This is a genomic window from Streptococcus sp. ALY_208, from assembly GCF_058314295.1.
Genome location: NZ_JBZFUI010000007.1, coordinates 103,645 through 130,494, shown reverse-complemented (window position 1 = coordinate 130,494; position 26,850 = coordinate 103,645). Strand labels below are relative to the sequence as shown.

Annotated in this window: 28 protein-coding genes and 2 tRNA genes; 24 read left to right on the top strand and 6 right to left on the bottom strand. The window is 40.8% G+C overall.

What is annotated here, in order from left to right; translation table 11 throughout:
• Nucleotides 1–234 precede the first annotated feature (234 nt).
• Together AC4HAI_RS08010 and AC4HAI_RS08005 are read right to left on the bottom strand one after the other, a co-directional pair.
• A tRNA-Ser gene (locus AC4HAI_RS08010) sits at nt 235–323 on the bottom strand.
• Between the two features lie 70 nt (nt 324–393).
• Nucleotides 394–476: transfer RNA gene (locus AC4HAI_RS08005), tRNA-Leu, on the bottom strand.
• 114 nt (nt 477–590) lie between these two features.
• Here AC4HAI_RS08005 and rsgA point away from each other — a divergent pair.
• The 14 genes from rsgA (at nt 591) to glnA (ending at nt 14,441) form a co-directional block, all read left to right on the top strand.
• Complete coding sequence (rsgA, locus tag AC4HAI_RS08000; protein ID WP_491078978.1) at nt 591–1,463, top strand: ribosome small subunit-dependent GTPase A; 873 nt, start codon at nt 591–593, stop codon at nt 1,461–1,463.
• A 6-nt stretch (nt 1,464–1,469) separates the two neighbouring features.
• Nucleotides 1,470–2,129 carry a ribulose-phosphate 3-epimerase gene (gene rpe / locus AC4HAI_RS07995; protein ID WP_491111171.1) on the top strand — a complete coding sequence of 220 codons (660 nt, stop codon included), beginning with the start codon at nt 1,470–1,472 and terminating at the stop codon, nt 2,127–2,129.
• Complete coding sequence (locus tag AC4HAI_RS07990) at nt 2,122–2,754, top strand: thiamine diphosphokinase (protein ID WP_491111170.1); 633 nt, start codon at nt 2,122–2,124, stop codon at nt 2,752–2,754. The genes rpe and AC4HAI_RS07990 overlap by 8 nt, the downstream gene beginning before the upstream one ends.
• Nucleotide 2,755: 1 nt before the next feature.
• Nucleotides 2,756–4,036 carry a DNA recombination protein RmuC gene (locus AC4HAI_RS07985; protein ID WP_491078981.1) on the top strand — a complete coding sequence of 427 codons (1,281 nt, stop codon included), beginning with the start codon at nt 2,756–2,758 and terminating at the stop codon, nt 4,034–4,036.
• On the top strand, nt 4,026–4,964 hold the full coding sequence (locus AC4HAI_RS07980; RefSeq protein ID WP_491078982.1) for a 3'-5' exoribonuclease YhaM family protein: 939 nt from the start codon (nt 4,026–4,028) through the stop codon (nt 4,962–4,964). The genes AC4HAI_RS07985 and AC4HAI_RS07980 overlap by 11 nt, the downstream gene beginning before the upstream one ends.
• A 97-nt stretch (nt 4,965–5,061) precedes the next feature.
• On the top strand, nt 5,062–5,874 hold the full coding sequence (gene purR, locus AC4HAI_RS07975) for a pur operon repressor (RefSeq protein WP_491111169.1): 813 nt from the start codon (nt 5,062–5,064) through the stop codon (nt 5,872–5,874).
• A gap of 202 nt (nt 5,875–6,076) precedes the next feature.
• Complete coding sequence (rpsL, locus tag AC4HAI_RS07970; protein WP_491078984.1) at nt 6,077–6,490, top strand: 30S ribosomal protein S12; 414 nt, start codon at nt 6,077–6,079, stop codon at nt 6,488–6,490.
• 22 nt (nt 6,491–6,512) lie between these two features.
• Entirely contained in the window at nt 6,513–6,983 is a 471-nt protein-coding gene (gene rpsG, locus AC4HAI_RS07965; protein WP_491078985.1) for a 30S ribosomal protein S7, read from the top strand.
• Nucleotides 6,984–7,181: 198 nt separating this feature from the next.
• On the top strand, nt 7,182–9,263 hold the full coding sequence (gene fusA, locus AC4HAI_RS07960) for an elongation factor G (protein ID WP_491111168.1): 2,082 nt from the start codon (nt 7,182–7,184) through the stop codon (nt 9,261–9,263).
• 239 nt (nt 9,264–9,502) lie between these two features.
• On the top strand, nt 9,503–10,516 hold the full coding sequence (gene gap / locus AC4HAI_RS07955) for a type I glyceraldehyde-3-phosphate dehydrogenase (protein ID WP_491111167.1): 1,014 nt from the start codon (nt 9,503–9,505) through the stop codon (nt 10,514–10,516).
• Between the two features lie 135 nt (nt 10,517–10,651).
• Nucleotides 10,652–11,848: a phosphoglycerate kinase gene (locus AC4HAI_RS07950; protein WP_491078988.1), complete on the top strand. Its 1,197-nt coding sequence runs from the start codon at nt 10,652–10,654 to the stop codon at nt 11,846–11,848.
• A 118-nt stretch (nt 11,849–11,966) separates the two neighbouring features.
• Complete coding sequence (locus tag AC4HAI_RS07945) at nt 11,967–12,542, top strand: FUSC family protein (protein WP_491079147.1); 576 nt, start codon at nt 11,967–11,969, stop codon at nt 12,540–12,542.
• Nucleotides 12,543–12,641: 99 nt separating this feature from the next.
• Nucleotides 12,642–13,013 (top strand): MerR family transcriptional regulator, encoded by a 372-nt coding sequence (locus AC4HAI_RS07940; RefSeq protein WP_491111165.1) that lies wholly within the window; start codon nt 12,642–12,644, stop codon nt 13,011–13,013.
• A gap of 81 nt (nt 13,014–13,094) precedes the next feature.
• Nucleotides 13,095–14,441, top strand: coding sequence for a type I glutamate--ammonia ligase (glnA, locus tag AC4HAI_RS07935; RefSeq protein WP_491078990.1), 1,347 nt, complete (start codon nt 13,095–13,097; stop codon nt 14,439–14,441).
• A gap of 148 nt (nt 14,442–14,589) precedes the next feature.
• Here the strand turns inward: glnA and rnjA are convergent, their stop codons facing one another.
• Nucleotides 14,590–16,275, bottom strand: coding sequence for a ribonuclease J1 (gene rnjA, locus AC4HAI_RS07930; RefSeq protein WP_491078991.1), 1,686 nt, complete (start codon nt 16,273–16,275; stop codon nt 14,590–14,592).
• 1 nt (nt 16,276) lies between these two features.
• On the bottom strand, nt 16,277–16,507 hold the full coding sequence (locus AC4HAI_RS07925; protein WP_491078992.1) for a DNA-dependent RNA polymerase subunit epsilon: 231 nt from the start codon (nt 16,505–16,507) through the stop codon (nt 16,277–16,279).
• A 273-nt stretch (nt 16,508–16,780) separates the two neighbouring features.
• On the opposite strand from AC4HAI_RS07925, the gene AC4HAI_RS07920 reads away from it, so the two are divergent.
• Nucleotides 16,781–17,077 (top strand): putative quinol monooxygenase, encoded by a 297-nt coding sequence (locus AC4HAI_RS07920; protein WP_491111164.1) that lies wholly within the window; start codon nt 16,781–16,783, stop codon nt 17,075–17,077.
• A 94-nt stretch (nt 17,078–17,171) separates the two neighbouring features.
• On the opposite strand, the gene AC4HAI_RS07915 is transcribed toward AC4HAI_RS07920, so the two are convergent.
• The gene (locus AC4HAI_RS07915; RefSeq protein WP_491111162.1) at nt 17,172–18,209 is read right to left on the bottom strand and encodes an SDR family oxidoreductase; all 1,038 of its coding nucleotides are present in this window, start codon (nt 18,207–18,209) and stop codon (nt 17,172–17,174) included.
• A gap of 139 nt (nt 18,210–18,348) precedes the next feature.
• Here AC4HAI_RS07915 and AC4HAI_RS07910 point away from each other — a divergent pair, with 139 nt between their 5' ends.
• From AC4HAI_RS07910 to AC4HAI_RS07885, 6 genes are all read left to right on the top strand, one after another.
• Nucleotides 18,349–18,807 (top strand): MarR family winged helix-turn-helix transcriptional regulator, encoded by a 459-nt coding sequence (locus AC4HAI_RS07910; protein WP_491111160.1) that lies wholly within the window; start codon nt 18,349–18,351, stop codon nt 18,805–18,807.
• Nucleotides 18,808–18,817: 10 nt separating this feature from the next.
• The gene (tsaB, locus tag AC4HAI_RS07905; protein ID WP_491111158.1) at nt 18,818–19,513 is read left to right on the top strand and encodes a tRNA (adenosine(37)-N6)-threonylcarbamoyltransferase complex dimerization subunit type 1 TsaB; all 696 of its coding nucleotides are present in this window, start codon (nt 18,818–18,820) and stop codon (nt 19,511–19,513) included.
• Nucleotides 19,513–19,926, top strand: a complete 414-nt coding sequence (gene rimI / locus AC4HAI_RS07900) for a ribosomal protein S18-alanine N-acetyltransferase (protein ID WP_491111184.1) — start codon at nt 19,513–19,515, stop codon at nt 19,924–19,926. The genes tsaB and rimI overlap by 1 nt, the downstream gene beginning before the upstream one ends.
• A 47-nt stretch (nt 19,927–19,973) precedes the next feature.
• Entirely contained in the window at nt 19,974–20,999 is a 1,026-nt protein-coding gene (gene tsaD, locus AC4HAI_RS07895; RefSeq protein ID WP_491111156.1) for a tRNA (adenosine(37)-N6)-threonylcarbamoyltransferase complex transferase subunit TsaD, read from the top strand.
• A gap of 138 nt (nt 21,000–21,137) precedes the next feature.
• Nucleotides 21,138–21,767, top strand: coding sequence for an endonuclease III (gene nth / locus AC4HAI_RS07890; RefSeq protein WP_491111154.1), 630 nt, complete (start codon nt 21,138–21,140; stop codon nt 21,765–21,767).
• A gap of 9 nt (nt 21,768–21,776) precedes the next feature.
• The gene (locus AC4HAI_RS07885; protein WP_491111153.1) at nt 21,777–22,802 is read left to right on the top strand and encodes a threonine aldolase family protein; all 1,026 of its coding nucleotides are present in this window, start codon (nt 21,777–21,779) and stop codon (nt 22,800–22,802) included.
• A 185-nt stretch (nt 22,803–22,987) separates the two neighbouring features.
• Here AC4HAI_RS07885 and aao read toward each other — a convergent pair whose 3' ends face one another.
• Complete coding sequence (aao, locus tag AC4HAI_RS07880) at nt 22,988–24,157, bottom strand: aminoacetone oxidase (RefSeq protein ID WP_491111151.1); 1,170 nt, start codon at nt 24,155–24,157, stop codon at nt 22,988–22,990.
• Nucleotides 24,158–24,798: 641 nt separating this feature from the next.
• Here aao and AC4HAI_RS07875 point away from each other — a divergent pair.
• The 3 genes from AC4HAI_RS07875 to AC4HAI_RS07865 all read left to right on the top strand — a co-directional run bounded on the left by AC4HAI_RS07875 (nt 24,799) and on the right by AC4HAI_RS07865 (nt 26,839).
• Complete coding sequence (locus AC4HAI_RS07875) at nt 24,799–25,302, top strand: DUF536 domain-containing protein (protein ID WP_491079001.1); 504 nt, start codon at nt 24,799–24,801, stop codon at nt 25,300–25,302.
• A 56-nt stretch (nt 25,303–25,358) separates the two neighbouring features.
• Entirely contained in the window at nt 25,359–25,946 is a 588-nt protein-coding gene (locus AC4HAI_RS07870) for a 3'-5' exonuclease (RefSeq protein WP_491111149.1), read from the top strand.
• A gap of 167 nt (nt 25,947–26,113) precedes the next feature.
• Nucleotides 26,114–26,839, top strand: a complete 726-nt coding sequence (locus AC4HAI_RS07865) for a MerR family transcriptional regulator (RefSeq protein ID WP_491111148.1) — start codon at nt 26,114–26,116, stop codon at nt 26,837–26,839.
• The last annotated feature ends 11 nt before the right edge of the window (nt 26,840–26,850 follow it).

Below are 26,850 nucleotides of genomic sequence, written 5' to 3'. Positions count from 1 at the left end.
AGGCAGAGGCTGAGACCAAAGTCCAGACTCGTTAACATTATTCTAGATTTACCTAGATTGACGCAGTGGTTGGGGATAATCCTTATCTTGGGGTGCATTCTTATTTTCAGGCCCCCTTCAACAGTCTACTGGACTGTTGAATTACTATTTCAAGTGATAGCGACTGGTGGTTGTATCAATAGCGATTTCTCAGATAAAAACTCCTGCCTATAATGAGCAGGAGTGAAAGAGATAAGGAAAGGACGGGATTTGAACCCGCGCATGAACAAAGTCCACTTGCCGGATTTCGAGTCCGGTGCCGTACCAAGCTGGGCCACCTTTCCAAAAAAATAGGAAACTGTAAAAGAGAAATCTTGACTACTCTCTCAATTCAGTCAACCTTCAATAGAATGATGCGGAGAAAGGGATTTGAACCCTCACGCCCGAGTGGGCACATGCGCCTGAAGCATGCGTGTCTGCCGTTCCACCATCTCCGCAGATATGAACATTATACGATATTATTTTTAAAAAGCAAGCCCTTGTGGTTTATCATCTCAGAATTAAGGCGTTTGTGGTATAATAGCCCCATAAAAAGACCAAGAGGAGTTCATTTGCAAGGTAGAATTATCAAGGCTTTAGCAGGTTTTTATTATGTTGAAGCGCAAGGGCAGGTCTATCAGACTAGGGCCAGAGGAAATTTTAGAAAAAAAGGACATACCCCCTATGTGGGTGATTTTGTTGATTTCTCGGCTGAGGAAAATTCAGAGGGCTATATCTTAAGGATCTATGAGCGTAAAAATAGTTTAGTACGACCTCCGATCGTCAATGTCGACCAAGCTGTTGTCATCATGTCGGCGCTAGAGCCGGCATTCAATAGCAATCTGCTGGACCGCTTTTTGATTCTCCTTGAGCATAAGGGAATTCAGCCCATCATCTATATTTCAAAGATGGATCTGCTGTCTGATGATTCAGTTATGAGAGATTATTGTAAGCTCTATCAAGCTATCGGTTATCGTTTCACATGGTCACTGGAGGAGCTGTTAGGAATGCTGGAAGATAAGATGACTGTCTTCATGGGACAAACTGGTGTAGGGAAGTCGACTTTGCTCAATCGAATCGTGCCAGAGCTTCAGCTTGAAACTCGAGCTATCTCAGATAGTTTGGGACGTGGACGTCATACGACGCGCGCTGTCAGTTTTTATGATGCTTATGGTGGGAAGATAGCTGATACACCGGGCTTTTCATCTCTCGATTATGAAATTAATAAGGCGGAAGACTTGAGTGAGGCTTTCCCAGAAATTCGTAAAGCCAGTCATGGTTGTAAGTTTCGCTCTTGCACACATAGACATGAGCCAGGCTGTGCTGTTCAAGAGTCTGTGGAAAGTGGTCACATTGATCAAGGGCGTTATGATAATTATTTGCAGTTTTTAAGTGAGATTGAGAATCGCCGAGAAACCTATAAAAAAGTTGTTAAAAGAAAGTAGGACCTTATGACATATAAAATTGCACCCTCTATTCTTGCTGCTGATTATGCTAATTTTGCTAAGGAATTAATGCGTATTGAGGAAAGCAGTGCAGACTATGTCCATATTGATATTATGGATGGTCAGTTTGTGCCGAGTATCACTTTCGGAGCAGATGTCGTAGCTAGTATGCGTAAGCACAGTAAGCTCGTTTTTGATTGTCATCTTATGGTGGTAGATCCAGAGCGCTTTGTAGATGCTTTTGCACAAGCTGGTGCTGATATTATGACCATACATGTTGAATCAACCCAGCATATCCATGGTGCCCTTCAAAAAATTAAGGCGGCAGGGATGAAAGCTGGTGTTGTTATTAATCCTGGGACCCCAGTTGCTGCTTTGGAGCCTGTTTTATCTTTAGTGGATCAAGTTTTGATCATGACGGTTAATCCTGGTTTTGGTGGTCAGACCTTTATTTCAGAAATGTTAGATAAGGTAAAGACGGTTGCAAAATGGCGCAAAGATGGCGGTTATCATTTTGAGATCGAAGTCGATGGTGGAATTGATGATAAATCGATCAGGGCTTGTGCTGATGCGGGGGCCAATGTCTTTGTATCTGGTTCTTATTTGTTTAAGGCTGATGATCTTGTTGGGCAGGTCCAAAGCCTTAGGGATGCTTTGAATGACTAAGGTTGCTTTAATTGCTGGTGGTGATTTGGAGTCTATGCCTCAGGACTTTGATTACTATATTGGTGTTGACCGAGGTAGCCTAGCTCTGTTAGAGTCTGGCATTCCTATGGTTATGGCAGTTGGTGATTTTGACTCGGTGAGTGAGTCTGAGCTGGAGCGGATTAAGGAATCTGCTGCTCAGGTCATCCTAGCTCCTAAGGATAAAAATGATACAGATACTGAGCTCGCTTTAAGAGTTGCTTTAGAGCGCTGGCCGAATGCCAAGTTCAGTGTCTATGGTGCCTTTGGTGGGCGTTTGGATCATTTGTTAGCGAATATCTTTTTACCGAGTCATCCAGATCTAGCTCCTTATATGATGCAGATTTGTTTGCTTGATGGGCAGAATGTTGTAGAATATCGTCCAGCAGGACATCATGAGATAGCCCCTTGGTCAGGTATGACCTATGTTTCATTTATGACCTCAGATGATGCAGAACTGAATATTGAGGGTGCCAAGTATACGCTGACTGCTGATAATTTTTTCAAGAAGAAAATTTATTCTAGTAATGAATTTACGGATAAACTGATAGAGGTATCGCTTGATCGTGGGTACCTTATTATCATTCATTCCAAAGATAGGATTTAGTATGACGGTTATTTTACTTTTAGTTGCTCTTCTTATCCTGGGCTTGTTGCTGTATGTGATTAGCCAATTTTCAGGGTTAAATGCCGATTTATCTAAAAATCAGGATGCCCATGCTGATCGTTTATCAGAGCAGATTTCTTACCAGATGGAAATGGCTAAGAAAGATCAGGTGCTAGCTATGAATCAGCAGCTCAATCGTTTGCAGGCAGATTTGTACCAGCAATTAGCAGAGATCAGAGATGTTCTTCATCAAAATTTATCAGAGAACCGTGATCGCTCGGATCAGCGCTTAGAGCAGATAAATCAGCAATTAACAACTGCTGTAAAAACGATGCAAGATTCAAACGAAAAGCGCCTAGATCAGATGAGACAAACGGTTGAGGAAAAATTAGAAAAGACCCTGCAAACACGTTTACAAACCTCTTTTGAAGCTGTTTCTAAGCAATTAGAATCTGTTAATCAAGGCTTAGGTGAGATGAAGACGGTAGCCAAAGATGTCGGGACACTCAACAAAGTGCTTTCAAATACCAAAACCCGTGGAATAATGGGAGAGCTTCAGCTAGGACAGATCATCGAAGATATTTTGACAGACAGCCAGTACGAGCGAGAATTTGCAACAGTTACCGGATCTAGCGAGCGTGTGGAGTATGCGATCAAGCTGCCTGGCTCTGTCCAAGGTCAACATGTCTATCTTCCTATAGATTCTAAGTTTCCTCTGGAGGATTACTATCGTTTAGAGGATGCTTATGAACAGGGATCCAGTGAGGAGATTGAAGCTTTGAGGAAATCCCTTTTGGCTAGTCTTAAGCGCTTTGCCAAGGATATTCAAAAGAAATATCTCAACCCTCCTGAGACCACAAATTTTGGGATTATGTTTTTACCGACCGAAGGCTTGTATTCAGAAGTTGTACGCAATAGTGCCTTTTTCGATAGTTTACGACGAGATGAAGCTATTGTTGTAGCTGGGCCAAGTACCTTATCAGCTCTGCTGAATTCTTTATCTGTCGGTTTTAAAACGCTTAATATTCAAAAAAATGCGGATGATATTTCGAAGATACTAGGTAATGTCAAGACAGAATTTCATAAGTTTGGTGGGATGCTTGAAAAAGCTCATAAACAACTCAATACCGCCAATAAAACAGTTGAATCGTTGATGACAACACGAACAAATGCTATTATTAAGGCTCTAGATAATGTAGAAGATTATCAAGATAGCGCTACCCAGAACTTACTTAAAGATCCCACTAGGCAATTAGGAGGTGACTCTACTCATGAAGATTAGTCAAATGAAAAAAGATGAGGCGTTTGAAGGCTATTACCTCATCAAGCGAGCAGAACTTAGAAAGACACGGGCTGGTAAAGATTTTTTGGCCTTAACCTTTCAAGATGACTCAGGGGAGATAGCAGGGAATCTTTGGGATGCCCAGCCCTACAATGTTGAGCAGTTTACAGCTGGTAAGGTGGTCTATATGCAAGGACGTCGGGAAGTCTACAATGGGACGCCTCAGGTTAATCAGATTCAATTGCGAAATGTTGAAGAAGGCGAACCGAATGATCCTGCAGATTTTAAGAAAAAATCTCCAGTGGATATCAATGAACTTAAAGACTACTTAGAAGGTATGATGTTCAAAATTGAGAATGCTACTTGGCAGCGTATTGTCCGGACTATTTATCGCAAATTTGATAAAGACTTTTTTGCCTATCCAGCTGCTAAGACAAATCATCATGCCTTTGAAAGCGGTCTTGCCTACCACACAGCTACTATGGTGAAATTGGCGGATAGTATTGGAGATATTTATCCAGTTTTAGATAAGAGCCTAATGTTTGCAGGGATTATGCTCCATGATTTAGCTAAATGTATTGAACTATCTGGTGTGGACAATACTGAATATACTGTCAGAGGTAATCTTATTGGGCATATTTCTTTGATTAATGAGGAAATTACAAAGGCTATTCTTGAATTAAATATTGAGGATGATAAGGAAGACGTGACAGTACTTCGTCATGTTGTTCTCAGTCACCACGGTCTTTTAGAGTATGGTAGTCCTGTTCGTCCGCAAATCATGGAAGCAGAAATTGTCCATATGATTGATAATATTGATGCTGAAATGATGATGATGACTCAGGCACTTGCTCAGGTCGATCAAGGTGAGATGACTCGCCGTGTCTTTGCTTTGGATAACCGTTCCCTCTATAAACCTAAATATTAGTTTTTTATAGCAAAAACGAGCATTTTTAAGCATAATGTTCGTTTTTTATATCTTTTATGATATAATAGGGGTCTAATACACAGGAAAAGAGATAGATATGAAATTACGTCGTAGTGAACGCATGGTTGTTATCTCCAATTATTTGATTAACAATCCTTATACTTTAACGAGTTTAAATACATTTGCTGAGCAGTATGAGGCTGCTAAGTCTTCTATTTCAGAAGATATTGCTATTATCAAGCGTGCCTTTGAAAACAGCAATATTGGACATATTGAGACGGTTACTGGTGCAAGTGGGGGCGTTATTTTTCGCCCTACCATTTCCAGAGAAGAAGCAAAGGCTATTGTGACCGATCTCTGTCAACGTTTATCTGAGAGCGATCGTATTTTGCCTGGAGGCTATATTTATTTATCAGATCTTTTGAGTACACCAAGCATTCTTCAGAATATTGGTCGGATTATTGCTAGTAGTTTTGCGGGTGATAGCATTGATGCAGTTATGACTGTTGCCACTAAGGGGGTACCTATTGCTAATGCTGTAGCTAATGTGCTTAATGTTCCTTTTGTTATTGTGCGTAGGGATTTGAAAATTACAGAAGGTTCTACAGTTTCAGTCAATTATGCCAGTGGATCAAGTGATCGCATCGAGAAAATGTTTTTATCTAAACGCAGCTTGAAGCCCAATAGCCGTGTTTTAATTGTGGATGATTTCCTCAAGGGCGGCGGTACTATTAGTGGGATGATTAGTCTACTTAAGGAATTTGAAAGTGAATTGGTAGGTGTAGCTGTATTTGCTGAAAATACTCCAAAAGGACGTGATAATCTTTTTGATTACAAATCCTTGATGACTGTTTCGGAAATTGATGTTAAAAATAATATTGTTAAAGTGGATCTGGGGAATATCTTTTAAGAGTTATAAAATGACTCTAAAAATCGGGGAATTAATTGACAAAAAGTGCCGTCTATGATATTATGCTAGACGGTACTTTTTACTTTTGGTCTCTCCAAAGTGTACAGAGACGTGCTGACAATTGTTGCAAAGTACACCCGGATATAGGCCTGTCACCAAGCGCTATATCAACCAAAAATAAAATTTTACAGGAGAAATGTAGATGCCTACAATCAACCAATTAGTACGTAAACCACGTAAGTCTAAAGTTGAAAAGTCTAAGTCACCAGCGTTGAACGTTGGTTACAACTCTCACAAAAAAGTTCCAACAAACATTTCATCACCACAAAAGCGTGGTGTTGCTACTCGTGTTGGTACTATGACACCTAAAAAACCAAACTCAGCTCTTCGGAAATTTGCTCGTGTACGTTTGAGTAATCTTATCGAAGTGACTGCCTATATCCCAGGTATCGGGCACAACTTGCAAGAACACAGTGTTGTGCTTATCCGTGGTGGACGTGTTAAAGACCTTCCGGGGGTACGTTACCACATCGTTCGTGGTGCACTTGATACTGCAGGTGTAGCTGATCGTAAACAAGGCCGTTCTAAATACGGTGCTAAACGTCCTAAAGGATAACTTAGAAGGGGGATAAGAACTAATGAGTCGTAAAAATCAAGCGCCTAAGCGCGAAGTATTGCCAGATCCATTATACAATTCAAAGATCGTAACACGTCTTATCAACCGTGTTATGCTTGATGGAAAACGTGGTACAGCTGCCAGCATCGTTTATGGTGCTTTTGACCAAATTAAAGAAGCTACTGGTAACGATGCTCTCGAAGTATTCGAAACAGCAATGGAAAATATTATGCCTGTACTTGAAGTACGTGCACGTCGTGTTGGTGGTTCTAACTATCAAGTCCCAGTTGAAGTGCGTCCAGAACGTCGTACAACTCTTGGACTCCGTTGGTTGGTAAATGCTTCACGTGCCCGTGGTGAGCACACTATGATTGACCGTCTTTCAAAAGAAATCATGGATGCTGCTAACAATACTGGTGCTGCTGTCAAGAAACGTGAAGATACTCACCGTATGGCAGAAGCAAACCGTGCCTTTGCACACTTCCGCTGGTAGGGGAGAAAGACAGAAATGCTTTTGCATTTCGTTGTCTTTCCTCGCAAGATTGGTTAGGTTTTTACTAAGTCTTGTAAAAGGCGCTGGTAAAAGCTATCCAGCTACTGCGTATTAGCAATAAATAAAACAGTAAGAACGGGTAGGTCCCTGCCTATCCGTTTTTTCCAAAAACTATAGATTCATAGGAGAAAAACCATCATGGCTCGTGAATTTTCACTTGAAAAAACTCGTAATATCGGAATTATGGCTCACGTTGATGCCGGTAAAACAACGACTACAGAGCGTATTCTTTACTACACTGGTCGTATCCATAAAATTGGAGAAACTCACGAAGGTGCATCACAAATGGACTGGATGGAGCAAGAGCAAGAACGTGGTATCACAATCACATCAGCCGCTACAACGGCGCAATGGCATGACCACCGTGTTAACATCATTGACACACCAGGGCACGTGGACTTCACTATTGAAGTTCAACGTTCCCTTCGTGTCCTCGATGGTGCTGTAACAGTTCTTGATGCTCAATCAGGTGTTGAACCTCAAACTGAAACTGTTTGGCGTCAAGCAACTGAATACGGTGTTCCTCGTATCGTATTTGCTAATAAAATGGATAAGATCGGTGCTGATTTCCTATACTCAGTAAGTACTTTGCATGAACGTTTGCAAGCAAATGCTCATCCAATTCAATTACCAATCGGTGCTGAAGATGATTTCCGTGGTATCATCGACCTTGTTAAGATGAAAGCTGAAATCTATACCAATGACCTTGGTACAGATATCCTTGAAGAAGATATTCCTGCGGAATACCTTGAACAAGCTCAAGAATACCGTGAAAAATTGGTTGAAGCAGTAGCTGAAACTGATGAAGATTTGATGATGAAATACCTTGAAGGTGAAGAAATCACAAATGAAGAGTTGAAAGCTGCTATCCGTAAAGCAACAATCAACGTTGAGTTCTACCCAGTTCTTTGTGGTTCAGCCTTCAAGAACAAAGGTGTTCAATTGATGCTTGATGCGGTTATTGATTACCTTCCAAGCCCTCTTGATATCCCTGCTATCAAAGGTGTTAACCCAGATACAGACGAAGAAGAAGAGCGTCCAGCATCTGATGAAGAGCCATTCGCAGCGCTTGCCTTCAAGATCATGACTGACCCATTTGTAGGTCGTTTGACATTCTTCCGTGTTTATTCAGGTGTTCTTAACTCAGGTTCTTATGTTGTTAATACAACTAAAGGTAAACGTGAACGTATCGGACGTATCCTTCAAATGCACGCAAACAGTCGTGAAGAAATTCAAACTGTATATGCTGGTGATATTGCTGCTGCGGTTGGTTTGAAAGACACTACAACTGGTGATTCATTGACTGATGAAAAAGCTAAAGTTATTCTTGAATCAATCGAAGTTCCAGAACCAGTTATCCAATTGATGGTTGAACCTAAGTCCAAAGCTGACCAAGATAAGATGGGTGTTGCCCTTCAAAAATTAGCAGAAGAAGATCCAACCTTCCGTGTTGAAACTAATCCAGAAACTGGTGAAACAGTTATCTCTGGTATGGGTGAGTTGCACTTGGATGTCCTTGTTGACCGTATGAAACGTGAATTCAAGGTTGAAGCAAATGTAGGTGCTCCTCAGGTATCTTACCGTGAAACCTTCCGTGCTGGAACACAAGCACGTGGATTCTTCAAACGTCAATCAGGTGGTAAGGGTCAATTTGGTGATGTTTGGATCGAGTTCACTCCAAACGATGAAGGTAAAGGATTTGAGTTTGAAAATGCCATTGTTGGTGGTGTTGTTCCTCGTGAATTTATCCCAGCCGTTGAAAAAGGATTGGAAGAAGCTATGGCAAATGGTGTCCTTGCTGGATATCCGCTGGTTGACATCAAGGCTAAACTTTATGATGGTTCTTACCATGATGTCGACTCATCTGAAACTGCCTTCAAGATTGCCGCTTCTCTTGCACTTAAAGAAGCAGCTAAGACAGCACAGCCTGCTATTCTTGAACCAATGATGTTAGTAACAATCACTGTACCAGAAGAAAACTTAGGTGATGTTATGGGACACGTAACTGCTCGTCGTGGACGTGTAGATGGTATGGAAGCACATGGTACAAACCAAATCGTACGTGCTTATGTTCCCCTCGCTGAGATGTTTGGTTATGCCACTGTCCTTCGTTCAGCATCTCAAGGTCGTGGTACATTCATGATGGTCTTTGACCACTATGAAGATGTTCCAAAATCTGTTCAAGAAGAAATTATTAAGAAAAATTCAGGTGAAGCTTAATTATAATTTTTTCTAATAAAAGTCAGTAAGTAGTTCAACTTACTGGCTTTTTTAGTGGTTCAATGTTGACTCTAGTGCTAGTATATGACAGAAGGGTAAGAGGTTGCAATTTTCTGCGAATCATTATATAATAACCATGTTGAAGGGGCCTTGTGTGTATACTCAAGTTAACCTTTTCACAAATGTAGAGGGTTCGCCCTAATTAAATTTTTTTGATTTTCATAAGGAGGAAATCACACATGGTAGTTAAAGTTGGTATTAACGGATTCGGACGTATCGGACGTTTGGCCTTCCGTCGTATCCAAAATGTTGAAGGTGTTGAAGTAGCTCGCATCAATGACCTTACAGACCCAGCAATGCTTGCACACTTGCTGAAATATGATACAACACAAGGTCGTTTTGACGGAACTGTTGACGTAAAAGACGGTGGTTTTGAAGTCAACGGTCAATTCGTCAAAGTTTCAGCAGAACGTGACCCAGAACAAATTGACTGGGCTAACGATGGTGTTGAAATTGTTCTTGAAGCAACAGGTTTCTTTGCCACTAAGGAAGCTGCTGAAAAGCACTTGCACGATGGTGGTGCTAAGAAGGTTGTCATCACTGCTCCTGGTGGTAATGATGTTAAGACTATCGTCTTCAACACTAACCATGATGTTCTTGATGGTACTGAAACAGTTATTTCAGCTGGTTCATGTACAACTAACTGTCTTGCACCAATGGCAGATGCTTTGAACAAGAACTTTGGCATCAAAGCTGGTACTATGACTACTATTCACGGCTACACTGGAGACCAAATGATTCTTGACGGTCCACATCGTAAGGGTGATTTCCGTCGTGCTCGTGCAGCGGCAGCTAACATTGTTCCAAACTCAACAGGTGCGGCTAAGGCTATTGGTCTTGTTTTGCCAGAGTTGAATGGTAAGTTGCAAGGACATGCTCAACGTGTTCCAGTTCCAACAGGCTCACTGACTGAATTGGTTTCAGTTCTTGACAAGAAAGTTACTGTTGACGATGTTAATGCAGCTATGAAGGCAGCAGCTAATGAATCTTATGGTTACAACACTGATGAGATTGTTTCATCAGACATCGTTGGTATGTCATTTGGCTCATTGTTTGACGCTACTCAGACAGAAGTTACTGAAGGCGCAGACGGTACACAATTGGTTAAGACTGTTTCATGGTATGACAATGAAATGTCTTACACTTCACAATTGGTTCGTACGCTTGAATACTTCGCAAAAATCGCTAAATAATTTTTATTGAATAGTGATCAAAAAGGGCTCTAGAGCTCTTTTTGTTTTGTTGTTGTGAATATCTTCATTTGTTTGTCTTTAGGGCTTTATTTGTGCTATAATAACCTTATTAAAATATATAAAGGAGTCTACCAAATGGCAAAATTGACTGTTAAAGACGTTGAGTTGAAAGGTAAAAAAGTCCTCGTTCGTGTTGACTTTAATGTACCTTTGAAAGATGGTGTTATCACTAACGATAATCGTATTTCAGCTGCTCTTCCTACTATCAAGTACATCATTGAGCAAGGTGGTCGTGCTATCCTTTTCTCTCACCTTGGTCGTGTCAAAGAAGAAGCGGATAAAGAAGGAAAATCACTTGCTCCTGTTGCTAAAGATTTGGCAGCTAAATTAGGGCAGGATGTTGCTTTCCCAGGAGCTACTAGAGGCAGTGAATTGGAAGCTGCTATTGATGCGCTTAAAGATGGTGAAGTCCTTCTTGTGGAAAACACTCGTTTTGAAGATGTTGATGGCAAGAAAGAATCTAAGAATGATCCAGAACTTGGTAAGTACTGGGCATCACTTGGTGATGGTATCTTCGTAAATGATGCCTTTGGTACAGCTCACCGTGCTCATGCTTCAAACGTTGGTATTTCAGCTAATGTTGAAAAGGCGGTTGCTGGTTTCCTTCTTGAAAATGAAATTGCTTATATCCAAGAAGCAGTTGAAACGCCAGAACGTCCATTTGTAGCTATTCTTGGTGGTTCAAAAGTATCTGATAAGATCGGTGTTATTGAAAATCTACTTGAAAAAGCAGATAAAGTTCTTATCGGTGGGGGTATGACTTACACCTTCTTCAAGGCTCAAGGTATCGAAATTGGTGATTCTTTGGTTGAAGAAGATAAGTTAGAAGTTGCCAAGTCTCTGCTTGAAAAAGCAAATGGTAAATTAGTCTTGCCGGTAGATTCAAAAGAAGCTAATGCATTTGCTGACTACACTGAGGTTAAGGATACTGAAGGTGAAGCAGTAGATGCTGGTTTCCTTGGTCTTGATATCGGTCCAAAATCTATCGCTAAATTTGATGAAGCTCTTACTGGTGCTAAGACAGTTGTTTGGAATGGTCCTATGGGTGTCTTTGAAAATCCTGATTTCCAAGCTGGTACAATCGGTGTTATGGATGCGATTGTTAAGCAACCGGGTGTTAAATCAATTATCGGTGGTGGTGACTCAGCTGCAGCTGCTATCAACCTTGGTCGTGCTGATAAATTCTCATGGATTTCTACAGGTGGTGGAGCATCCATGGAATTGCTAGAAGGAAAAGTACTTCCAGGACTTGCAGCCTTGACAGAAAAATAAGATAAAAATGAGCCTGAAATGAAAGCCTTTCAGGCTTTTTTTATATAGCTGAGTTATCATTAGTGTGTCTATCGACACAAATTAATCTAGTGATAGTGAATCACAGAAGAAATGGTTTATCACTTTATTTTATGTTAGAATATTGTCAGATATCTCTAGAAAGTCTTTTTATATTTTGAAAAATCATCGTTTTAATTGGAAAGAATTTCGCCTTGGTCTGCGAACACTTAAGACTGGATTGGCTGTTTTTTTGGTACTTTGTCTTTTTACTCTTTTTGGGTTTGAGGGACTTCAGATTGGTGCTTTAACTGCTGTTTTTAGCCTAAGAGAAAATTTTGACCAAAGTGTCCATTTTGGATGGTCGCGTATAATGGGTAACACTATTGGAGGTATTTATTCTTTATTATTTTTTGTCATTAATGAATTATTTCACCATAGTGTTGTGATTACGCTAATTTTTGTACCTATTTTTACGATGTTGACTATTATGACCAATGTCGCAATTAATAATAAGGCGGGTATTATTGGTGCAGTAGCAGCTTTATTGATTATTACTCTCTCTATACCTACTGGAGATGCGTTTGTCTATACCCTGGCAAGGATTGGGGAGACTTTCCTTGGTGTCTTTATTGCTATCATTGTTAATATTGATTTTAAGATTTTGGAATTTTATTCACATCGACATAAAAAGTAGCTCTCCTCATCAAAGAGTTGTTTTTGATGTGATAAAATCTGACATAGACCTTGACAGGTCGGAATTTTCAGAATATAATGGTGGGGGAAAGGGGTTGTCATGAAAGAAAAAGAGTTCCGCCGTTCAATGGCTGTTTTTCCTATTGGTTCTGTTATGAAATTGACAGACTTGACAGCTAGACAGATTCGTTATTACGAAGAACAAGGGCTTTTGACCCCTGATCGTACATCTAGCAATCGCCGTTTATATTCTTTAAATGATATGGATCTTTTGCTTGAGATCAAAGATTTTTTGAATGAGGGTATGAATATTTCTGAGGTTAAGCAGGAATACAAAAAGCGTGAGGAGGCAGCTGCCAAGCGTCATAGACACTTATCTGATGCTGATGTCCGTCATATCCTACAGAATGAATTGCATAATCAAGCACGTTTCAATGCCCCAAATTCCAATATAGGTGGTTTTCGTCTCTAGGGACGTAATCATATAGATGTATAGCTAGTTGACCCAGGAGTACTAGATGCTCTGATGCATGGAAATGAAAAGGAGGCTGCCATGTCTATCACTGTCGACGATATCCGTCGCGAAGTCAAAGAGAAAAATGTTACTTTTTTACGTCTGATGTTTTCTGATATAGCTGGAACGCTGAAGAATGTTGAAATTCCAGCTACAGATGAGCAATTAGACAAGGTCTTATCTAATAAAGCAATGTTCGATGGATCTTCAATAGAAGGATTTGTACGTATTAATGAATCTGATATGTACTTATATCCTGATTTGAATACATGGACAGTCTTTCCTTGGGGGGGAGAAAATGGAGCAGTAGCTGGCTTGATCTGTGATATTTATACCGCACAGGGTGAACCTTTTGCAGGGGATCCACGTGGTAATCTTAAACGTGCGCTAAGGCATATGCAGGATCTCGGTTTTCAATCCTTTAATCTAGGTCCTGAACCTGAGTTTTTCTTGTTTAAGATGGATGATAATGATAACCCTACTCTGGAAGTTAATGATAAGGGGGGCTACTTTGATCTAGCTCCAACAGATTTAGCTGATAATACCAGACGTGAGATTGTCAATGTCTTGACCCAAATGGGCTTTGAAGTTGAGGCTAGCCATCATGAAGTAGCGGTCGGTCAACATGAAATTGATTTCAAATACAGTGATGTTTTACAGGCCTGTGATAACATTCAAATCTTTAAGTTGGTTGTTAAAACAATTGCTCGTAAGCATGGTCTGTATGCTACCTTTATGGCAAAGCCTAAGTTTGGTATCAATGGTTCAGGGATGCACTGTAACATGTCTCTATTTAATGCAGAAGGGAAGAATGTTTTCTTTGATCCGGAAGATCCTAAGGGGATGGAGTTATCTTCGGAGGCTTACTATTTCCTAGGTGGATTGATGCGACATGCTTATAATTACACAGCTATCGTTAATCCAACTGTAAATTCTTATAAGCGTTTGGTGCCAGGTTATGAAGCTCCTGTCTACATTGCCTGGGCGGGACAAAATCGCTCACCATTGATTCGAGTACCAGCCTCACGTGGTATGGGGACACGTTTGGAGTTGCGCTCTGTCGATCCTACAGCCAACCCTTACTTGGCTTTAGCTGTTTTATTAGAAGCTGGTCTGGATGGTATTGTTAATAAGATTGAAGCTCCGGCTCCTGTAGAGTCAAATATTTATATTATGACAGAGGATGAGCGTGAAGCTGCTGGTATTCGTGATTTGCCATCTACTCTTCACAATGCTGTTAAGGCTCTTCAGGAAGATGATGTGGTTAAGGCAGCTCTTGGGGATCACATCTATTCTAATTTTGTTGAGGCTAAACGCCTTGAATGGTCAAGCTATGCTGCTTTTGTATCTCAATGGGAAATTGAAACTTATTTAGACTTGTACTAACTTAAAGTGTTAATGTTTTGAATAAATTAAGGCTGAGATTTGTTTTTTACAGATTTCAGCCTTTTGCTTGCTCTTGATTATTTTGTGAGGATTTTAGTGTGTTAGGCTAATAAAAACAGTCTGAGATTTAAGTCTCAGACTGTTTTGCTTAATCTTTGTTATCTGGTGTTAGCACCATCGGAATAATGATGGGTTCACGCTCTGTTTGCTCATATAAGAATGGGCGTAGGGCGTTGACGATGGCACCATTGACACTTTGAATGCTAGCATCTTTATTTTTAAGTGCAATACGGATTGCATTAAAGAGTACACGCTGTCCTTGACGGATAAGATCACCTGATTCTCTCATGTAGATAAATCCTCGACTGAGAATATCTGGTCCTGCAAGAATCATTTTGGACTTGAAGTCGACAGTCGCAACAGCTAGGACAACCCCATCTTCTGAAAGATCTCGGCGGTCACGTAGGACTGCTGTCCCGATATCGCCAATACCATTACCATCGACATAGATATCTTGTGCATTGAAATGGCCAGCACGACGGGCTGAATCACTGGTAAGTGCTAGCACATCCCCATTTTCCATAATGAAGATATTATCACGTGGAACGCCTGTATCCTCTGCTAGACCAGCATGAACCTTCTGCATACGATATTCTCCGTGAACGGGCATGAAGAATTTTGGCTTAATGAGGCGTAGCATGAGTTTTTGTTCTTGCTGACCACCGTGTCCAGATGTGTGGATATTGTTGACCTTACCATGGATAACCTCAACACCAGCTTCCTGAATGGTGTTGATGAGTTTATTCACGCTTGTGGTATTACCTGGAATTGGGCTGGATGAGAAGATAACCGTATCGCCAGGTTGCAGGGTCACTTGGCGGTGGGTACCATTTGCGATACGTGCTAAGGCTGCCATGGATTCTCCTTGGCTACCTGTACACATAATCATGATTTCACTAGCGTGGTAGTCTTTGATCTCATTGGGCTCGATAAATGTACCATCTGGCACTTTGATATAACCAAGTTCGATACCATTGACGATGGCTTTCTCCATGGAGCGACCAAAAACAGCAATCTTACGCCCTGTCTTTACAGCAGCTTCAGCAGCTTGTTGGAGACGGAAGATATTGGAGGCAAAGGAAGCGAAAATAATGCGTCCGTGAATGCCTTCGATAATCTTCATGATAGATTGTCCAACGACTTTTTCAGAATTAGTAAAGGTCGGTATCTCAGCATTGGTTGAGTCAGAGAGCAGGCATAGCACTCCTTCCTCACCAAGGGCAGCCATACGATGGAGATCAGCTGGCTCACCTACAGGGGTAAAGTCAAACTTGAAGTCTCCGGTACAGACAATCTTTCCTTGAGGTGTATGGATAACGATCCCTAAGGGTTCTGGAATAGAGTGGGTGGTACGGAAAAAAGTAACACTCAGATTTTTAAAGGTTAATTCAGTATTTGCGTTGATCTCGTAGAGAGTGGCATCACGTAGAAGACCGTGTTCTTCGAGTTTACCACGAATGAGAGCTAAGGCTAGAGGGCCTGCATAGATAGGGATATTGGCCTGCTTTAGTAAAAATGGAATACCACCAATATGGTCTTCGTGACCATGGGTGATAACTAGAGCCTTAATGCGGTCAACATTTTCAACAATATAAGAATAATCAGGAATAACGTAGTCGATACCTAGGAGGTCATCTTCTGGAAATTTAATACCAGCATCAACGATGACAATCTCATCTTGATACTCGATACCGTAGGTGTTTTTACCGATTTCTCCGAGACCACCAATGGCGTAGACACCAACTTCTTCCGGTTTTAAATTGATGTTTGACATATTAGAACTCCGTTAGTGAAAAAGCACCTGTTTCTTTTTCATATTCAAGGTGTTTATCTGATAGTAACTCGATTAATTCGATATTGTAGGTGGTATTGTCTTCGATGAGCTTACGAGCTTTGATGCGACCTTCTAGCTCTGTCGTAGCATCGATGTCTAGGTAAAGGGTTTGTGTTGATTCGCGACGAGGACTGCGATCAGTTGTTTCTTGATAAAAAACTTTGTAAATCATAAGGTTTCCTTTCTGCAATGTCAAGGTCGGTTACACGAAAGAAATCAAAGTCAGCTTACCTGGTCCAACTTTGATAACTTCTACTCTTCTATAAAATTGTCTAGTGTAATAAAATTGACCTGAACTGTTTATAATTACTAACATTGTACCACAAATCCTTTTATTCGTAAAAGGAGAATGAGAAGAGTCCCTGATATTAGGTTAGGTTTTTACTTTACAATGCTTGTCTATTAGTATAGACTTGAGTGAATTTCGATGAAAGGGGGAATTCATATGGCAGTTGGTTGTTATACATTATGTCATGTAAAACCTGATAGAGTGGCGGAATTCGAAGCTATTGCTAGTCGTTTTGTGACAGAATCGAATACTCATTCAGGCTGTTTGCACTATGATTGTGGCAAAGTTGTGGATAGTGATAGTGATTATGCTTTCGTTGAAAAATGGAAAGATCATGATGCTTTTGAAGCACATGTTAACCATCCGTTTTTCTTAGCTAATGCGCCAGAGATGGAAAGCTATACTGTAGATGGTCTCTTACATACACAATTAGTTGATTTATTTGAAATATAAAAAAACAGTACATTATGAATTGCCTCCTAAAAAGTTGGATACACAATCCAATAAATAGGGTGAGGTTCATTCATAGGTGCTGTTTTTATTTTGTTTAATTTAAATAGCCGTGATTACGATACCATTTGATGGTATCTACCATTGTCTCTTCAACTGGTCGGAAGTTTCCACCTAGTTCCATCTCCATCTTGGTGTTATCAAAGTGGGTGCGCTGGTATTCTTCAGCAAAGAGATCTACTAAATCTTTACTGACTAGGACGGGTTTTCTGGTGATGGAATGATAGATTTCATTCCACATGGCGAGGGTTTTCAGCAGAGGACGGGAAATGTTTCTTTTAGGAGCAGGAATCTCTGTGACTGATTCTAGAGTATTCATTAGTTCCTGCATGGTCATGTATTGACCAGCAGCTAAATAGCGTTCGCCTTTGCGTCCATATTTCATAGCTCGGATATGGATATCTGCCACATCTCTGGCATCAACTACACTGTAGCTAGCTTTGATAATCCCTGGAATTTTCCCTTGCATATAATTTAAAATCATCTGGCCTGTAGAGGTTGGTCCCATATCACCAGGACCATACATAGATCCCGGAAGCACAAAGGTCAAAAACAAATCGGAGTGTTTGGCCAGAAAATCTTTAGCGGCATTTTCACTAAGAATTTTACTGCGATAGTATTCTATTTTGGTATCGGGACTGCGAGACATTGTCTCATCAATGAGCTGGTTAGGCTGGCCTTTGAGCACAGCAATAGAAGAGGTGTGTACGATTTGTCGAATTCCAGCGTCATAGGCAGCTTGCAAGAGATTTTTTGTTCCTGTGATATTAGTATCGTAGAGTTCTTGCCAGTGTTTGCCACCCTTATGGCTGTCACGAAAGAAAGCTGCTGTGTGAAAAAGGCTGTCACAATCAGGTAGATGGGATTTATAGCTTTCTGGATCTAGAATATCTCCTTGAACAAAACGAATGGGAAGATCTCCAAATTGTTTTTGTGCTCTATCCATTGACCTGACCAAAGCCGTAACGTGGATATTCTCTTTGAGTAAAGCACGGACAAGGTTATTTCCTAGAAGTCCTGTTGCTCCGGTAACAAAGGCGTGTTTAATGGTTCGAGAGGGAGTTATCGTATTCATGAGAAATCTCCTTTTAATGAATTTTAAAATAGATGACATGTCATCTATTTTCTTCTATTCTAGTTTTTAACTATTTTATTGTCAACAATTTACTTAATCTGTTGTACAATAGTAAGAGATTGAAATAAAAGGAAAAATTATGTCAGTACACGAAATAGTTCGTTTTAGGTATATGTTTAAAAGTGTTGAAAACATAGTGAATAAAGAGTTAATTCATCTGTTGGCGCCTTTGCATATAACGCCCAATCAGAGTGAGGTTCTTCTTGTTCTTCAAGAGTACGGTCCTTTATCTTTAAAAGAACTAGGTGACTTATTAATTTGTGAGGAAAGAAGTCCTAGTCGCTTAGTTAGCTCTCTCATTAAAAAGGGACTTGTTACCAAGGAAATATCTGAAAAAGATCGAAGAGCTAGTCTTTTATTCTTATCGCCTGAGGGGGAAACCTTAATTCCTAAAATTCTAGAGATAAGAACCCAGTATGATCAACATCTGTTAGGGGAAAACATTGACTTTGAAAGACTTAGTGAGATCTTTAAAGCCTTTATTGCAGGGACATCTTATGAAAAAAAATTGAAAGAGCGTTCTATGTGGAATCATTAAGAGGAAGTTCATGAAATTATTAGCATTTGATACGTCTAGTCAGGCTTTGTCGGTGGCGCTTTTGGAAGATGGGGCCCTGATTGCGGATTTGACATTGACGGTAAAAAAGAATCATAGTATTAGTCTGATGCCGACCATTGAGTTTTTGATGGCTCAGGCTAGTTGGGCGCCCAGCGATTTGGAGCGTATAGTTGTAGCGCAAGGACCTGGATCTTATACTGGTCTGCGTGTGGCGGTGGCAACTGCCAAGACTTTGGCCTATACGTTAGATGTGGATTTGGTTGGTGTCTCGAGTCTACTAGCTTTAGTTGGTGGTCATACTCATATTTCTGGTGTGCTGATTCCCTTGATGGATGCTAGACGTAACAATGTTTACGCTGGATTTTATAATGAAAAGTACCAGTTGGTAGAGCCCGAAGGGCATGCTTCTATGCTTGAGGTAATTGAGCGAGCTAAGGCCTACTCAGATGTGACTTTTGTAGGTGAAGTGGACGGTTTTAAAGAACAGATTATTCAAGAGTTACCAGACGCTAAAATCTTGCCAAGTTTGCCTAATGCTAGCTTTATTGGTCGTTTGGGTGCGGAATTGCCAGCACAGGATGTGGATCGTTTTGTCCCTAATTATCTCAAGCGTGTAGAAGCTGAGGAAAATTGGCTTAAAGATCATGAAGAAGATGGCAGTGAAGCTTATATTAAGCAAGTATGATGAGGATTGAGGATTATGGTCAGGCTGTTCATGCTATTTTAAAAGATGTCTACGGGGAGTCCCCTTGGACCTATCAGCAAGTTCGAGATGATCTTGCCAAGGACAGCAGCGAGTATTTTTTTAGCTATGATGGTCAAGAAATTGTTGGTTTTATGGCGGTACAAGACTTGGCGGGTGAGCTTGAATTAACGAATATTGCTATTAAGCAAGCTTATCAAGGACAAGGAAGGGCAGATAAGCTCTTATCTTATCTGAGCCAGCGTGAGGAGGCCATTTTTCTTGAGATGAGAGTCTCTAATCAAGAGGCTTATCATCTTTACCGTAAACATGGTTTTGAAGAGGTGGCTAGGCGTAAGGCCTACTACCATAATCCTATAGAGGCTGCCTTGATCATGAGACGTCAAGCTAGATGAAAGTGAGGAGAAAGCTGTTTTTTCCGATGAAGAATCAGTAAAGTTTTATGGCAGAAGATAGATATATTTTAGCTATTGAGTCATCTTGTGATGAGACTAGTGTAGCTGTTCTGAAAAATGAGAATGAGCTTTTAAGTAATATTATTGCTAGTCAGGTGGAGAGTCATAAGCGTTTTGGCGGTGTTGTTCCAGAGGTGGCCAGTCGCCATCACGTTGAGGTGATTACTCTTTGTATCAAGGAGGCCTTAAAAGAAGCAGACGTTGATGTAAAATCTTTGAGTGCTGTTGCTGTGACTTATGGTCCTGGTTTAGTTGGAGCGCTTTTAGTTGGTATAGCTGCTGCCAAGGCTTTTGCTTGGGCCAATGGTCTACCTTTAATCCCTGTCAACCATATGGCTGGTCATTTGATGGCGGCGCGTGAGTCAGGTCCCTTGACTTATCCTCTTATGGCCTTGTTGGTGTCGGGGGGACACACTGAACTGGTTTATGTCAGTGAGCCTGGTAACTATAAGATTATTGGGGAAACTCGAGACGATGCTGTGGGTGAGGCTTATGATAAGGTTGGCCGAGTGATGGGCTTGAGCTATCCAGCAGGTCGTGAAATTGATGAACTAGCTCATAAAGGTAAGGATACTTATCAATTTCCTAGGGCTATGATTAAGGAAGATAATTTAGAGTTTTCATTTTCAGGTCTCAAGTCAGCTTTTATTAATTTGTATCATAATGCCCAGCAAAAAGGTGAGGTATTGTCTACAGAAGATTTGGCTGCTTCCTTTCAAGCAGCTGTTCTTGATATTCTTATGGCTAAGACCAAGAAGGCTTTGGCGCTCTATCCTGTAGAAACTTTGGTTGTTGCTGGTGGTGTAGCTGCTAATCAAGGATTGCGTGAGCGTTTGAGTCAGGAAATTTCAGAGGATGTTAGAGTGGTTATTCCTCCTCTTCGTCTCTGTGGTGATAATGCGGGTATGATTGCTCTGGCGGCTGTTATTGAGAATGAGAACAAGCAGTATGGGGATCTGTCACTCAATGCTAAGCCCAGTCTTGCCTTCGAGCCCCTTGAGCAAGGTAGCTAGAAGGTTTACGCTTGGGATTAGGAACTGCATCTGTTATGGTGGAAGGTGGCTGAGGCTAGTCGGTTATAAGTGATTGCTTAAACCATTTTTGATGTATTCGGGTTGTTTTATTTGGACACTAATATTGAGGTGAGTGTTATGGTTTTATCGAAAAAACGGGCGAAAAAGGTTATTGAGGAGATTATTGCGCTTTATCCTGACGCTCAGCCTAGTTTGAATTTTAAAAATAATTTTGAATTGGTTATAGCTGTTTTGTTATCGGCTCAGACAACAGATGCTGCTGTTAATAAGGTGACACCAGCTCTGTTTGAGGCTTTTCCGACACCAGAGGCTATGGCAGAAGCTAGTGAGACTGAATTAGCTCGGTATATATCAAGTCTGGGGCTTTATCGTAATAAGGCTAAATACATGAAAAAATGTGCGCAACAATTAGTCGCTGATTTTCAGGGAGTAGTCCCTCAGACTAGAAAAGAACTCGAAAGTTTGGCTGGTGTTGGTCGTAAGACTGCTAATGTGGTGATGAGTGTGGGATTTGGTATTCCTGCATTTGCGGTAGATACGCATGTGGAGAGGATCTGCAAGCACCATGATTTGGTTAAAAAATCTGCAACGCCGCTTGAGATTGAGAAGTACGTGATGTCTGTTTTACCTGAGCAAGAGTGGTTAGCGGCTCACCAGGCCATGATCCTTTTTGGTCGTGAAATTTGTCACCCTAAGAATCCAGAGTGTGATCAGTATCCTCAGTTGTATGATTTTTCTGATTTGTAAGGAGTAGGTATGCTACATTTTGAAAATGATTATAATGAAGGTGTTCATCCTAGATTGTTGCAGGCTTTAATTGAGACTAATGAGGAAAATTTAGAAGGCTATGGGATGGATCGTTATACGGAGCTGGCAGCAGAAAAGATTCGTAATGCTTGTGACTGTCCTGAGGCCCAGGTGACTTTCTTGACAGGTGGTACTCAGACTAATCAGGTTGTTATCGATACTGTGTTAGCACCGTATGAGGGTGTGTTGGCAGCGGAGACAGGACATATCGCAAGCCATGAGGCAGGTGCTATTGAGTTTACGGGACATAAAGTGCTACCCCTTCCGCAAGAACACGGTAAAATAAAGGCTGAGGATGTGGAGGATTATCTGAAAACTTTTTATGCTGATGGCAATCATGAGCATATGGTTTTTCCTGGGATGGTTTATATTTCGCAGCCGACAGAGTATGGGGCGCTTTATAGTCGCCATGAGCTGGAATTAATCAGTCAAGTCTGTCGTTCTTACAGCCTCCCTCTCTACGTTGATGGTGCTCGTCTAGGGTACGCTTTAGGCTCTCCTGAAAATGATGTGGACTTGCCTACCCTGGCAGAATTGGTAGATGTCTTTTATATCGGTGGGACAAAATTAGGTTCTCTTATAGGTGAGGCTGTGGTATTCACGAAGAAAAATGAACCCAAGCATTTTGTGACCCAGGTCAAGCAACATGGTGCCCTTTTAGCCAAGGGACGAGTCATAGGTGTTCAATTTGATGCCTTCTTTAAAGATGACTTGTATACAAAAATCGGTAGAGAAGCTATTGGTTATGCCAAGCAGCTTCGCTCTGTTCTAAATGATAAAGGTTATCGATTTTACTATGAGTCTCCAACTAATCAGCAGTTTATCATTGTTAAGAATGAAGATCTTGGGGATCTGGCAGAGAAAGTGGTTTACAGTTATTGGGAACCCTATGATGAGTCTCATACGGTTATTCGTTTGGCAACTAGCTGGTCTACGACACAAGAAGATATCAATGCTCTAAAAGAAGTGCTTTAAAGAGAGTGGGACAAAAATCAATAAACCGTGAGAAAATCACGGTTTTGATTTTGTTGTCCCACCTCCGCAAAGTTGATTAGGCTGGTCGCTATCACTTGCTTAGCAAGGGATAAGGACCGCCAATCAACCACTGCGCCTAGCAAATAAAATTGACCAAATAAGGATGAGAATTTTTGAACATCCTTTTAATGGATTGAACCTGCTACCCAGCCGGTACATAGGGCGGATGTGATATTGAAACCGCCTGTATGGGCATTGATATCGAGGACTTCGCCAGCAAAGTGAAGTCCAGGTACTTTTTTACTTTCCAGTGTTTTAGGATTGATTTCCTTTAAATCAACGCCTCCCTTGGTGACAAAGGATTTGGCTAGGGACATCTTACCAGTAATCTTTATGGGAAGTTCTTTGATAGAGGCGGTCAGTTTGTCTATGTCTTGGTGATTGAGCTGTTTGACCTTCTCAGGGTAGTCTTGGCTGAGAAAGTCTGCTAAGCGCTCAGGCAGCAATTGTTTCAGGGTGTTTTTGACAGACTTTTCTCGATTTTTCTCTAGTAATTCTATGATTTGCTTTATGCTTTTATTGGGAAGTAGATCCAGATGTGCTAGTTCCCCGCCGGATACAAAACTGGATAAGCGCAGAGCAGCAGGCCCAGATAGACCAAAGTGGGTAAATAGTAGGTCGTGTGTGATTTTGTGCTTGTTACAGCTCAGGGTGACGTCAGTGAGGGAAATACCTTGTAAGGCCTTGTGGGGAAAATCGGTTAGGAGTGGACTTTCTGCTGCTTCGAGAGGAGTTACTTCTAATTTAAAATGGCGAGCAATGTCATGACCAAATCCGGTTGATCCAGTAGACGGATAGGATTTACCACCGGTTGTGACGATGAGTTTGTCGCAGCTTAGCGTCTGTTCTGGAGTACGAAGGATAAAACGTCCCTCGTCTTTTTTGACTGAAAGAACTTCGATGCCCGTTTGAATCTGTCCGTTTAGCGCCTTGATCTTACCTTCCAGGGTTTGGATGATGGTGCGTGATTGATCTGTTGTTGGGAACATACGACCGTGATCTTCCTCCTTAAGAGGAGTGCCATTATCTTCAAAAAATTGAATAATATCATGGTTGTTAAATTGGGAAAAAACGCTGTAAAGGAAGCGGCCATTTCCGGGAATGCCGTCCATAAGGTCTTCTAGTGTTCCGCTGTTTGTGACATTACAGCGGCCGCCACCTGTGCCGGCTAATTTTTTACCCAAGCGCTTATTTTTTTCGATCAGGAGGGTAGAGAGTCCATAGGAGCAAGAGGCAATAGTGGCCATCATACCAGCAGGACCGCCTCCGATTACGATAGTATCATAATGTGTCATAAGAGTATTATACCATGGGATAGTTACTGGAACCAGACTTGATGATTATTGCTAATAGTTAGAGAGTCCTCGGCTGATTTTAATTAAGAGCAATGAGAAGAGGCAACTAGTCCCAACACCTTAGTTTTTCTTGTAAGCCGACAGATAGGCAGCTCGATTAAAATGAAAAAAGCAGAAATTTTAGTCTTTTTTTGATATGTTAAGAATTGAAATCGAATTGGTCAGTAAAGGCCTGCTTATAAAACGTTTAAATGATAGTATGGAGCTGTGAGTGATTTTAGTTGTTTTAGAAATTTCCGATAGCCTGGGTGTTGGAAGTGTATTCGCTCTTGGAGGCGCTGCTCTAGGCGTAGCTGAGGGGCTGGCATTATTGTGATTTCAGGTGGTTGATATGAGATATGTTATTATTGCTGCATTTGCCCTTATTTCAATTATTGTACTTGTAATTGTTTTATATAAATTGGGAGTTATAAAATTTAAATAAGGACTTATGATTTTAGTTTAATAGATTGAAGGAGTTTGAGACTTTTGTCCCAGCTCCCTTTCTTTTTGTGCTTACTGGAGGGATTTTTCCTATAAATTGACAGTAAAAGGCCATTATGATACTATTTTATAAGAATTTTCGGATAAAAGAGGATGATATGGCTATTGAAAAAACAGTCAGTGAATTAGCTGAGATACTTGGTGTCAGTCGCCAGGCCGTTAATAATCGTGTTAAGTCACTTCCTGAGGAGTTTGTTGATAAAAATGAAAAGGGCGTAACGGTTGTTAATCGTGGCGGCTTGATTAAGCTCGAGGAAATCTATAAAAAAACTATTTTTGAGGATGAGCCTGTTAGTGAAGAGACTCAGCAACGTGAGTTAATGGAAATTTTGGTAGATGAGAAAAATGCTGAAATCACACGACTTTACCATCAGCTAAAAGCCAAAGATGAGCAGCTATCTGCTATGAATGAACAGCTGGGGATCAAGGACGTTCAGATTGCTGAGAAAGATAAGCAACTGGACCAGCAGCAACAGTTGACTTTGACTGCTATGCAAGACAGTGAGAATCTTAAATTAGAATTAGACGAAGCTCGTACACAAGTTGAAGAAATACAAATGAATCAGAAAAAAGGATTTTTTCAGCGCCTTTTTGGTCGCTAATAGCAATGAAGGAGGAGTTGAGGAACTCTTCTTTTTTTATTGAAAGGATGGTTGTTATGAAGGTTTTAAAAGATTATATTGCATTTGATCTAGAGTTTAATACGGTAGATGATATTAGTCATATCATTCAAGTGTCAGCTGTTAAATATAAGGATCATAGGGAAGTCGATGCCTTTGACTCTTATGTGTACTCGGAAGTACCTCTACAGAGCTTTATCAATGGTTTGACTGGGATTACCGCTGAAAAAATTGCGAATGCTCCCAAAATCGAGACGGTTATAGCTGATTTTGCTACCTTTGTTGGGAAGACACCGCTCATTGGCTACAATGCTCTCAAGTCTGATTTGCCTATATTGATAGCTAACGGGCTTGATCTGACAGAGCAGTATGTGGTTGATGTGTATGATGAAGCCTTTGAGCGTAGAAGTACCGATTTAAATGGGATTATCAATCTTAAATTAACCAGTGTTGCTGACTTTTTAGGGATCAAAGGGCATGGCCACGATAGTTTGGAAGATGCTCGCATGACGGCGAGCGTCTATGAGGCTTTCCTAGAATTTGACAATAATAAGTCCTATCTTGAAACTCAAGAAGTAGCTAGTACAGACAATCCTTTTGCAGCTCTTGACGATCTACTGGATTGACAAGATTGTCAATTAATACCCCAAAAAAATTGAAAAAATAAAAAATCACCTTGCGTTAGGACTTGCATATGACCTAAGGTAATAAAGTACATTATGGGTGTAAATCAATTGAATGTGTGCACATAAGAAGCAATGATTTTACAAAAAACACGCTAAAGGAGGTAAGCATGTCTCAATTGTATTCAACAGGAGAGTTGGCAAAATTAGCAAGCGTCTCTGTGAGGACTGTTCAATACTACGACCAAAGAGGAATCTTACCACCGACTGAACTATCAGAAGGTGGACGACGGCTGTATTCGGAAAAGGATCGTCAGCGTCTTGAGGTCATCAGTTTCCTACGAGAAATAGATTTTTCGATCGAACAGATTAAGAAAATCTTATTAGAAGATAATGCCAATCAAGTGCTTAGTCTTTTGCTGGAGGATCACATTCATCATCTTGATTCAGGTATCCAGTCTCAAAAAGAAAAATTGGATAAGGCAAATCGTCTTAAGAAATCACTTAGCCAACAAACGAACTCATCCATTGAAAAATTGAGAGACATGTCCATAAAAATGAAAACACAAGATCAATGGCGTCGCTATTTTTTAAAAACCAATGCTGTTATTATACTCATGATAGCGATTTACATCGCTGTCGAGGTTATCGATGGCTATTTCCTAAAAACGAGATGGTTGAGCTTTGGTGCCATACCAGTCTTTATTGTTTCCTTAACTGCTTGGATTCTGCACCGGCAAAGAGGGCTTGTTTATCTCTGCCCAAACTGCCATCAGGTTTTTACTCCTGATTTTAGAGAGTTTGCCATTGCAGGTCACACCCCACGTACCCGCAAACTAACCTGTCCTCACTGCCACCAAAAGTCCTATTGTCTAGAAATAGTGAAAGAAAAATAAGAAAAACGAGA

What these genes read in the sequence shown, in the direction of transcription:
- AC4HAI_RS07915 (WP_491111162.1), bottom strand. Translation starts at nt 18,209, where the DNA reads ATGAATACGATAACTCCCTCTCGAACCATTAAACACGCCTTTGTTACC.
- AC4HAI_RS07990 (WP_491111170.1), top strand. Translation starts at nt 2,122, where the DNA reads ATGACTAAGGTTGCTTTAATTGCTGGTGGTGATTTGGAGTCTATGCCT.
- AC4HAI_RS07980 (WP_491078982.1), top strand. Translation starts at nt 4,026, where the DNA reads ATGAAGATTAGTCAAATGAAAAAAGATGAGGCGTTTGAAGGCTATTAC.
- rpsG (WP_491078985.1), top strand. Translation starts at nt 6,513, where the DNA reads ATGAGTCGTAAAAATCAAGCGCCTAAGCGCGAAGTATTGCCAGATCCA.
- rpe (WP_491111171.1), top strand. Translation starts at nt 1,470, where the DNA reads ATGACATATAAAATTGCACCCTCTATTCTTGCTGCTGATTATGCTAAT.
- AC4HAI_RS07950 (WP_491078988.1), top strand. Translation starts at nt 10,652, where the DNA reads ATGGCAAAATTGACTGTTAAAGACGTTGAGTTGAAAGGTAAAAAAGTC.
- purR (WP_491111169.1), top strand. Translation starts at nt 5,062, where the DNA reads ATGAAATTACGTCGTAGTGAACGCATGGTTGTTATCTCCAATTATTTG.
- gap (WP_491111167.1), top strand. Translation starts at nt 9,503, where the DNA reads ATGGTAGTTAAAGTTGGTATTAACGGATTCGGACGTATCGGACGTTTG.
- AC4HAI_RS07910 (WP_491111160.1), top strand. Translation starts at nt 18,349, where the DNA reads ATGTCAGTACACGAAATAGTTCGTTTTAGGTATATGTTTAAAAGTGTT.
- AC4HAI_RS07870 (WP_491111149.1), top strand. Translation starts at nt 25,359, where the DNA reads ATGAAGGTTTTAAAAGATTATATTGCATTTGATCTAGAGTTTAATACG.
- AC4HAI_RS07920 (WP_491111164.1), top strand. Translation starts at nt 16,781, where the DNA reads ATGGCAGTTGGTTGTTATACATTATGTCATGTAAAACCTGATAGAGTG.
- tsaB (WP_491111158.1), top strand. Translation starts at nt 18,818, where the DNA reads ATGAAATTATTAGCATTTGATACGTCTAGTCAGGCTTTGTCGGTGGCG.
- rimI (WP_491111184.1), top strand. Translation starts at nt 19,513, where the DNA reads ATGAGGATTGAGGATTATGGTCAGGCTGTTCATGCTATTTTAAAAGAT.
- aao (WP_491111151.1), bottom strand. Translation starts at nt 24,157, where the DNA reads ATGACACATTATGATACTATCGTAATCGGAGGCGGTCCTGCTGGTATG.
- AC4HAI_RS07985 (WP_491078981.1), top strand. Translation starts at nt 2,756, where the DNA reads ATGACGGTTATTTTACTTTTAGTTGCTCTTCTTATCCTGGGCTTGTTG.
- rpsL (WP_491078984.1), top strand. Translation starts at nt 6,077, where the DNA reads ATGCCTACAATCAACCAATTAGTACGTAAACCACGTAAGTCTAAAGTT.
- AC4HAI_RS07885 (WP_491111153.1), top strand. Translation starts at nt 21,777, where the DNA reads ATGCTACATTTTGAAAATGATTATAATGAAGGTGTTCATCCTAGATTG.
- AC4HAI_RS07875 (WP_491079001.1), top strand. Translation starts at nt 24,799, where the DNA reads ATGGCTATTGAAAAAACAGTCAGTGAATTAGCTGAGATACTTGGTGTC.
- nth (WP_491111154.1), top strand. Translation starts at nt 21,138, where the DNA reads ATGGTTTTATCGAAAAAACGGGCGAAAAAGGTTATTGAGGAGATTATT.
- tsaD (WP_491111156.1), top strand. Translation starts at nt 19,974, where the DNA reads ATGGCAGAAGATAGATATATTTTAGCTATTGAGTCATCTTGTGATGAG.
- fusA (WP_491111168.1), top strand. Translation starts at nt 7,182, where the DNA reads ATGGCTCGTGAATTTTCACTTGAAAAAACTCGTAATATCGGAATTATG.
- AC4HAI_RS07940 (WP_491111165.1), top strand. Translation starts at nt 12,642, where the DNA reads ATGAAAGAAAAAGAGTTCCGCCGTTCAATGGCTGTTTTTCCTATTGGT.
- AC4HAI_RS07925 (WP_491078992.1), bottom strand. Translation starts at nt 16,507, where the DNA reads ATGATTTACAAAGTTTTTTATCAAGAAACAACTGATCGCAGTCCTCGT.
- rnjA (WP_491078991.1), bottom strand. Translation starts at nt 16,275, where the DNA reads ATGTCAAACATCAATTTAAAACCGGAAGAAGTTGGTGTCTACGCCATT.
- glnA (WP_491078990.1), top strand. Translation starts at nt 13,095, where the DNA reads ATGTCTATCACTGTCGACGATATCCGTCGCGAAGTCAAAGAGAAAAAT.
- AC4HAI_RS07865 (WP_491111148.1), top strand. Translation starts at nt 26,114, where the DNA reads ATGTCTCAATTGTATTCAACAGGAGAGTTGGCAAAATTAGCAAGCGTC.